This is a genomic window from Erwinia sp. Eh17-17, from assembly GCF_039675725.1.
Lineage (GTDB): Bacteria > Pseudomonadota > Gammaproteobacteria > Enterobacterales > Enterobacteriaceae > Erwinia.
This window is the reverse complement of the sequence record NZ_JBDFQT010000017.1, coordinates 1-7,000: the sequence shown is the minus strand read 5'-3', so window position 1 is coordinate 7,000 and position 7,000 is coordinate 1. Positions and strand designations below refer to the sequence as shown.

Sequence of the window (7,000 nt, the reverse complement as noted above, 5' to 3'; positions counted from 1 at the left end):
ATATACCCCCGAATACCTACGGCAAACCCTAGCCCATAATCGTGCCTTACTTGACGATATTATTGGTAGCGGCTGGTCCCGATACTACAACACGAAAATTGTGGAAGCCGCATGTGACTTGATAGAAGCAGAGTTACGACGGCAGGGAGTTTTATAACAAACGAAGCCCGCGGCATGCGGGCTTTTTCGTTACAGGCGCAACAGGGATGTTATGTTCAAGCAGGGTGGCCGCAATGGTGATCCTTAAATTATTTTATCCTCCTCCTCGCCTATCTGCCCCCTACAACCCCATGGAGCACAAGGGAGCACCGGAAGCACATGGAGCACAGTGAGCACGGAGAGCACCGGTAAATTAATTTAATGTGTTTAATTTCAATAGAATACAATATAGTTAAGTAATATTTATTACATTTGGTATGTATTTGTGTAATAAATAATTCGACTTTTGATGTTTAAGAGAATAAAAACCGAGACTATTTATTTGATTTGATGTGCGAAAGTCATTGATTTGTAAGGTTTTTTTGGTAAATTACCACTCATACACTAACAGGGGGCGAGCATGTCAGTCAGAGCACAAAGAGCAGGAAAGCGTAATCAGTCAGAGAGAAGGATCGAACTGATAAATACATTATGGGAAGGGGAAGAAATAGAAACATGGGATCGTAATGACAGGCCCCGAAACGATGGTTTTATAACCGTCCCTCGCTATCTTCCGTTGCTAGGTGTTCTTATGGATGAATTATCAAAGGGAAGCCCACTATCAAGTACTTACCTGGCGTTGTGGTTCCGGGTTTCAGATGAAGGACTGATTGAGGTAAGGGATAAGACTGTGCTGGCTTTTGAATCCGGATTTGCCAGTGGGAGAGGTGTAACAACATGGACGGGGAGAATGAGGAAGTTAAAAGACCTGGGGTTCATATCATGCCGGGAAGGTAGTTCCGGCGAATTCCACAACGTACTGATTGTTCATCCGCTGATCGCGGTAAAAAAACTGCTGGATGAAGGAACTATAACGAAAGGGAAAACTTATAACACTTTTGCTGAACGGGTAATCCAGGTGAAGTCCTCATGGGAGTAAAAATAGCAGTTATGGAGCGACGTTAATCCAGGGTGTGAAGTTTATCTATGACATATTCACCCCACACAGATGGCACCTTTAAGATGCTTCGGTTAATGGTAATAAAGTAAGGGCGATTTGCCATCAGGCTAATAAAAAATCTTTAGGGAGTATGAGATTGAGCATCAAAGTTGAGTATGAGGTTTTTACGCCACAGATGGCGTCATGGATTTGTGAGGCTGGGAGTTCTGCTGAGGGCATCGATGCTGAAAAAATGCGTCAAATCGTTTCTATTGGACGATTTCCGGCTGACATATTAACTGGGATTGGTTGTGAGGATCTTGAGATAGTCACCACGGTTTCAGTTTTTGAGAAGATGGTTTTTGACCATGGTATCGGAACTGACATTCTCTGCCGATTCCATGCCATTCTTTGTGCACCAAAGCAGATATTTAATTCTGCCTCTCGGCCAGGCTCCGTGGTTGTAGTGACACTGGAGATTCAGCGCGGTAATCCGATTATCATCCCCATTCAGCTGAGCAAACCAGTAGGAAAATATCAACCGAATGTTCATTGGGTATCAAGCGCCTACGCGAAAGATAATCCGGGGCAACTTCAAAGATGGGAGAGAGATGGTTTACTACTGTGGGGAACAACCTAAAAAGGTGTCTAGGGCAACGTAATAGCGCAGTTCCAATTACTGAGGCATTCGCACCCTAGACGACTGTCAGTGTATCAAAAATGAGTAATACGTCAATATTATCTAGAGTTAGCCTAAAGGCTTTCTTGTCGTTTCATCTGTCGATTCTCTTTAAAGAGGGATCGCATATGATAAAACTTCAGATCGAATATCAGCTCTAATCTCACTGGGTGTTAGTACATGTACTGGACAAGCCAGCAGCGCGTTAAGCTCTTCATGCAATCCCCCCATATCAAACAGAGAAGTTTTTTCCCCAGCGTCTACCAGTAAGTCTAAATCACTGATTTCTGTATCCGTCCCTTTTGCAACAGAGCCAAATATACGGGGATTATACAGCCCATATTTCTGTGTCAGCTCTCTGATTGCTTCACGGTGCTTTTCCAGCTCAAGTGAGGGTTTCATGACGATTTTCCGGTTATGTGACGGATGAACACGATGTTGATGATACTATCGGTAAATTAATTATGTGAGACAACATTGGGACGGGCGGTGCTTATGGCTTGGCATAAGGTGAGACAAGCACAGAAATTGACGGGAAAAGCTCGTTCCAGTCTGTATCGTGATATGTCATCAGGCCGCTTGTCATATAGAACTGATTCGGACGGTGGTCGCTCCATTGAGACAAGTGAGTTAATCAGGGTTTATGGTGAGCTGAGACAAGAAGAGACAGTGTCACGGGACACTGAGAGACAGTCTGGTGAGACACAGAATCAGGTGATGAGTGAACTCATTCGTGAAATAAAATCCCTTCGTGATGAAGTGTCCGGACTAAGGAACGAATTGCAGGAGGTGAGACGAATAGAGGACAAGACGGAAGTCGCTGAAACGTCGAATAAAAAACAATCTTGGTGGCGGCGTTTAATCTCATAGTGTCTTGTTATCAGACTCATCAAAGACTGTTACTGTAGGTGTTTGATGGCTATGTATTGACTTAACTTGGCGTTTTGAAAAGGTTTTTTGCTGGATAGTTATCTTGACGCGATCCGTTGTTGCGGCGTAAATTAGCCCCTGAAACGAAAAAACCACCTGGGGAGGTGGTTTTTTCGAAGGTTAAGTCAGTTGGGGAACTGCTTAACCAGGTAACTGGCTTCGAGAGAGCGCAATTACCAAATCCGTCCTTCCAGTGTAGCCGTAGTAAGGCTAAAACTTCAAGAACTCTGTAACCACTCGGTTATAAATTTCCGCTCTCTCAAGCCCGTTACCATTGGCCACTGCCAATGGCGATTAGTCGTGTCTGTCCGGGTTGGGATCATGTTTGTTAGTTACCGGATGAGGCGCAGTGGTCGGACTGAACGGGGGGTTCGTGCAAACAGTCCAGCTTGGAGCGAACTGCCTACCCGGAACTGAGTGTCAGGCGTGGAATGAGACAAACGCGGCCATAACAGCGGAATGACACCGGTAAACCGAAAGGCAGGAACAGGAGAGCGCACGAGGGAGCTACCAGGGGGAAACGCCTGGGATCTTTATAGTCCTGTCGGGTTTCGCCGCCACTGATTTGAGCGTCAGATTTCGTGATGCTTGTCAGGGGGGCGGAGCCTATGGAAAAACGGCAACGCCGCATCCTACTTCTGTTTTTTCCCAGTTCGCTTGCGACTTTCTTAGCTCGTCATCTGTGAGCTGGTAACGCCCGCCGCAGTCTCACGATCGGAGCGCAGCGACCGAGTGAGCGAGGAGGCGTCATTTCATCCTTACCTGCATGTTGCACTTACGCCCCTCAGCCCAATTTTATCCCCTGCTACATGAAGCACTTTCATAAATCACCACACCGTTTTAACATATTTAGCCAGTATACACTCCGCTAGCGCTACCTGACTGGTTCAGGGCTGCGCCCCGAAACCCGCTAAAACCACTGCCGCGCCTGCGGCTTGCCCAACACCGCGCCGACCGGGAAAAGATTTCCCGTCCGTCCCGGCGTTATCAGGAGGCCGGATTGGCAGACAAACGCAGCAAAATGCTCACGATGTGGGTTACTGAGGACGAGCACCGTCGACTGCTGGAGCGCTGCGACGGTAAACAGCTTGCGGCCTGGATGCGCCAGACGTGCCTGGACGAGAAGCCTGCCCGTGCCGGCAAACTTCCGTCGATCTCGCCGGCCCTGCTTCGTCAGCTCGCCGGCATGGGTAACAACCTCAACCAGATTGCCCGGCAGGTTAACGCCGGTGGCGGTACCGGGCACGATCGCGTGCAGGTTGTCGCCGCGCTGATGGCCATTGATGCCGGACTCGAGCGGCTGCGGCACGCCGTGCTGGAAAAGGGGGCAGACGATGATCGTTAAGTTTCATCCCAGAGGCCGCGGCAGTGGCGCCGGTCCGGTGGATTATCTGCTGGGGAAAGACCGGCAGCGCGACGGCGCCAGAGTTCTGCAGGGTAAGCCGGAGGAAGTCCGGGAGCTTATCGACGCCTCGCCCTACGCCAAAAAGTACACATCCGGTGTCCTGTCCTTTGCCGAAAAGGATTTACCGCCCGGGCAGCGTGAAAAGCTGATGGCGAGCTTTGAACGGGTTCTGATGCCCGGACTCGATAAAGACCAGTTCAGCGTGCTGTGGGTAGAGCACTGGGACAAGGGGCGGCTGGAGCTGAACTTCCTGATCCCGAACACGGAGCTACTGACCGGCAAACGGCTACAGCCGTATTACGACCGAGCCGATCGTCCGCGCATTGATGCCTGGCAGACCATAGTGAACGGCAGGCTGGGACTGCACGACCCGAACGCGCCTGAAAATCGGCGGGCGCTGGTCACGACGTCCGCGTTGCCGGAAGCGAAGCAGGAAGCCGCCCAGGCGATTACGCGCGGCCTGCTTGCCCTTGCTTCATCCGGGGAGCTGAAAACCCGTCAGGACGTCACTGAGGCGCTGGAAAGCGCGGGTTTTGAGGTGGTGCGCACCACAAAAAGCAGCATCAGCATTGCCGACCCGGACGGGGGGCGAAACATCCGACTGAAGGGAGCCATCTATGAACAGTCTTTTAACGCTGGCGAAGGACTTAGAGCAGAAATCGAAAGCGCAGCAGCAGACTACCGGCGAGATGCTGAAAGCCGCATTCAGCGAGCACGAGAAATCTGTCAGAGCGGAACTGAACGAAAGCGAGAAGAGAATCAGCGCCGCCATCCTCGACCACGACCGGAAGCTGTCCTCAGCCATGAGCCTGCGCACGAAAGGGATGCTGCGCATGGTCAGCCAGACGTGGCTGACCATCGTCCTGGTGTCCGCGCTGCTGATCGCCTCGGGCGCTGGCATTTTGTGGTGGCAGGGGCAGCAGATACTCGACAACTACATGACCATCCGGGAGCAGAAGAGCACGCAGGCCATGCTTTCAGAGAGGAACAACGGGGTCCAGCTCACGACCTGCGGGGAGGAGAGACGCCGCTGCGTGAGGGTGAACCCGGAAGCGGGAAGATTCGGAGAGGATTCGAGCTGGATGATACTGGCGGGGAAATAGCACATGACGGAGCTGGAAAAACAGTTGCTGAGCGCATTAGAGCAGCTACAGCAGGACTACTCGAAAAGGCTGGACGAGTGGGAGAACGCCTTCGCGGAATGGCGGACGATGTCTGGTCTTATGCAACGGGAGAACGCGGCGCTGAGCGAGCGCGTAACGGGCTTGAGCAGGCAGGTGCAGAGTTTGAGCGAGCAGCTGCGCCGGTTGTCGAACGGTTGAATGCTGCCGAGCTACGTCAGCAGCATGAACGGGCGCTAGATCACCAGAAAGCACTAGAGCTTCAGCGTGAGCAGCGGCAAAAAACATATAACGGCCCGACGCTTGGATAATGCATACGGAGCCGGGCTATTACCGGTTCCGTATCTAATGCAGTTAAGCGAGAGATTCGATTGCCTGAAAGAAGGTTTCTTCTGTTAATGCGAATTCTTGCTTTATCAAAGGCTCATGCATATTTGACGGCATATCATCATTCCTGATTGTCCATGTCCCATCTTCTCCAAAGCGTAAAAGGAATTTCTGGATTCTTGGGGCCCGATTAGGGGTATCTATGGTTAAAGAAGCCCAGCCTTTTGTGGCTTTGCCGCCATAAGCGGCGGCGGGTTCTATGACTGCAGTCTTAGGACCATTTTTTATTTTGCAGGAAGATATTTTGTACGTACTCAGATCTTCGCATCCCTGAATGAAAGATACTGATTCATCGTTAAACAACTTTTCTGTTGTAGCTACTTCTACCCCTGAACCATGCAACCACTGTTCAACCTGTTTTGTTAACTCAAACATGGCAGCACGAAAAGACATTACGTCTGCTCGCACCTTAGATATTAAATTCTGCTTGTTATCTTGATTTTCTTGCACTTTTTTAAAAAAACCGTCTCTTTCAGACATATAATCTCTCTTTTTTTCTGTACAAATAAACAATGATATTACGTGTGCTCTAAGGCAATGAAAAGTGTTGTAAATCAGTCCTTAGTGACAACATACGCGTGAAATCGCCCGCTATTCATCCGCGTGCATAGCCATGCAGACGCGCAGAAATCATCAGGGGCGTTTTTTCACGATACAGCCAGGGAAAGGTGCCGGAAACGGCCCGCTCACGGCAGAAGCGCGCTGAGGGCGTCTGCGGCGGTGCGGGCAAGGGATGTTATGTTCAATAAGAACGACCGTTCCAGGCGCTCTTAAAGTGAGTTATTCCTTCTGCTCAATTTTCGCAGATACAATCATGCGGTCTGCGGAGACATTCTTCACAGTCGTCGCAAATGCAATCATCCAGTTTTTCACTGCATTCGTCGCAGCGTGAGCAGCGGCAGTCATCTTCCAGCTCTCGGCAGTCACCGCAGCGTACGCAGGTGCAGTCACCGATCTTCTCATCACAGTCGTTGCATGTGCCACAGGTACAGGCGCTGCCGGGAAGAGCACAGCCGTCACAAATCTTATCCATTGGATCCATTTTCTTCTCACTTTCATTCATCAAAGGGCTGTGTGCGGGAGATGGTTCCCAGCCAAAATATGTGGACTTTAGTGCCAATTTTCAATGAGTTTTTTTTCGGCGGAGTAACTATCTCTAGCGCGTAAATAACGGGAAGAAAGGGTTTTTAGGCGTTTCAGTGTGTTTTCGGCTACGGGGGATAAATATAGATGAGCAATAAGGCTCAGACTATAAGGAGCATCCCATGAAGCAATATACCCCCGAATACCTACGGCAAACCCTAGCCCATAATCGTGCCTTACTTGACGATATTATTGGTAGCGGCTGGTCCCGATACTACAACACGAAAATTGTGGAAGCCGCATGTGACTTGATAGAA

The 7,000-nt window shown here is 50.0% G+C and carries 7 protein-coding genes and 1 pseudogene; 6 read left to right on the top strand and 2 right to left on the bottom strand.

The genetic code is table 11. The features are described from left to right. Positions 1 to 559 precede the first annotated feature (559 nt). Positions 560 to 1,078: a hypothetical protein gene (locus ABEH87_RS21450; RefSeq protein WP_346579376.1), complete on the top strand. Its 519-nt coding sequence runs from the start codon at positions 560 to 562 to the stop codon at positions 1,076 to 1,078. 157 nt (positions 1,079 to 1,235) lie between these two features. Next, positions 1,236 to 1,718 (top strand): hypothetical protein, encoded by a 483-nt coding sequence (locus tag ABEH87_RS21445; protein ID WP_346579374.1) that lies wholly within the window; start codon positions 1,236 to 1,238, stop codon positions 1,716 to 1,718. Positions 1,719 to 1,868: 150 nt separating this feature from the next. On the opposite strand, the gene ABEH87_RS21440 is transcribed toward ABEH87_RS21445, so the two are convergent. Further along, positions 1,869 to 2,159 carry a nucleotidyltransferase family protein gene (locus ABEH87_RS21440; RefSeq protein ID WP_346579372.1) on the bottom strand — a complete coding sequence of 97 codons (291 nt, stop codon included), beginning with the start codon at positions 2,157 to 2,159 and terminating at the stop codon, positions 1,869 to 1,871. Between the two features lie 1,549 nt (positions 2,160 to 3,708). On the opposite strand from ABEH87_RS21440, the gene ABEH87_RS21435 reads away from it, so the two are divergent. The 4 genes and pseudogenes from ABEH87_RS21435 (at position 3,709) to ABEH87_RS21420 (ending at position 5,414) form a co-directional block, all read left to right on the top strand. After that, positions 3,709 to 4,032, top strand: a complete 324-nt coding sequence (locus ABEH87_RS21435) for a MobC family plasmid mobilization relaxosome protein (protein ID WP_177897834.1) — start codon at positions 3,709 to 3,711, stop codon at positions 4,030 to 4,032. After that, a pseudogene (locus ABEH87_RS21430) lies at positions 3,971 to 4,675 on the top strand (relaxase/mobilization nuclease domain-containing protein); the annotation flags it as partial. The gene ABEH87_RS21435 and the pseudogene ABEH87_RS21430, both read left to right, overlap by 62 nt. Positions 4,676 to 4,709: 34 nt before the next feature. After that, positions 4,710 to 5,195 carry an MbeB family mobilization protein gene (locus ABEH87_RS21425; RefSeq protein ID WP_346579370.1) on the top strand — a complete coding sequence of 162 codons (486 nt, stop codon included), beginning with the start codon at positions 4,710 to 4,712 and terminating at the stop codon, positions 5,193 to 5,195. Between the two features lie 3 nt (positions 5,196 to 5,198). Beyond that, positions 5,199 to 5,414 carry an MbeD family mobilization/exclusion protein gene (locus ABEH87_RS21420; RefSeq protein WP_063617430.1) on the top strand — a complete coding sequence of 72 codons (216 nt, stop codon included), beginning with the start codon at positions 5,199 to 5,201 and terminating at the stop codon, positions 5,412 to 5,414. Between the two features lie 153 nt (positions 5,415 to 5,567). Here ABEH87_RS21420 and ABEH87_RS21415 read toward each other — a convergent pair whose 3' ends face one another. Beyond that, positions 5,568 to 6,080, bottom strand: coding sequence for a hypothetical protein (locus tag ABEH87_RS21415; RefSeq protein ID WP_346579368.1), 513 nt, complete (start codon positions 6,078 to 6,080; stop codon positions 5,568 to 5,570). Positions 6,081 to 7,000: the final 920 nt, after the last annotated feature.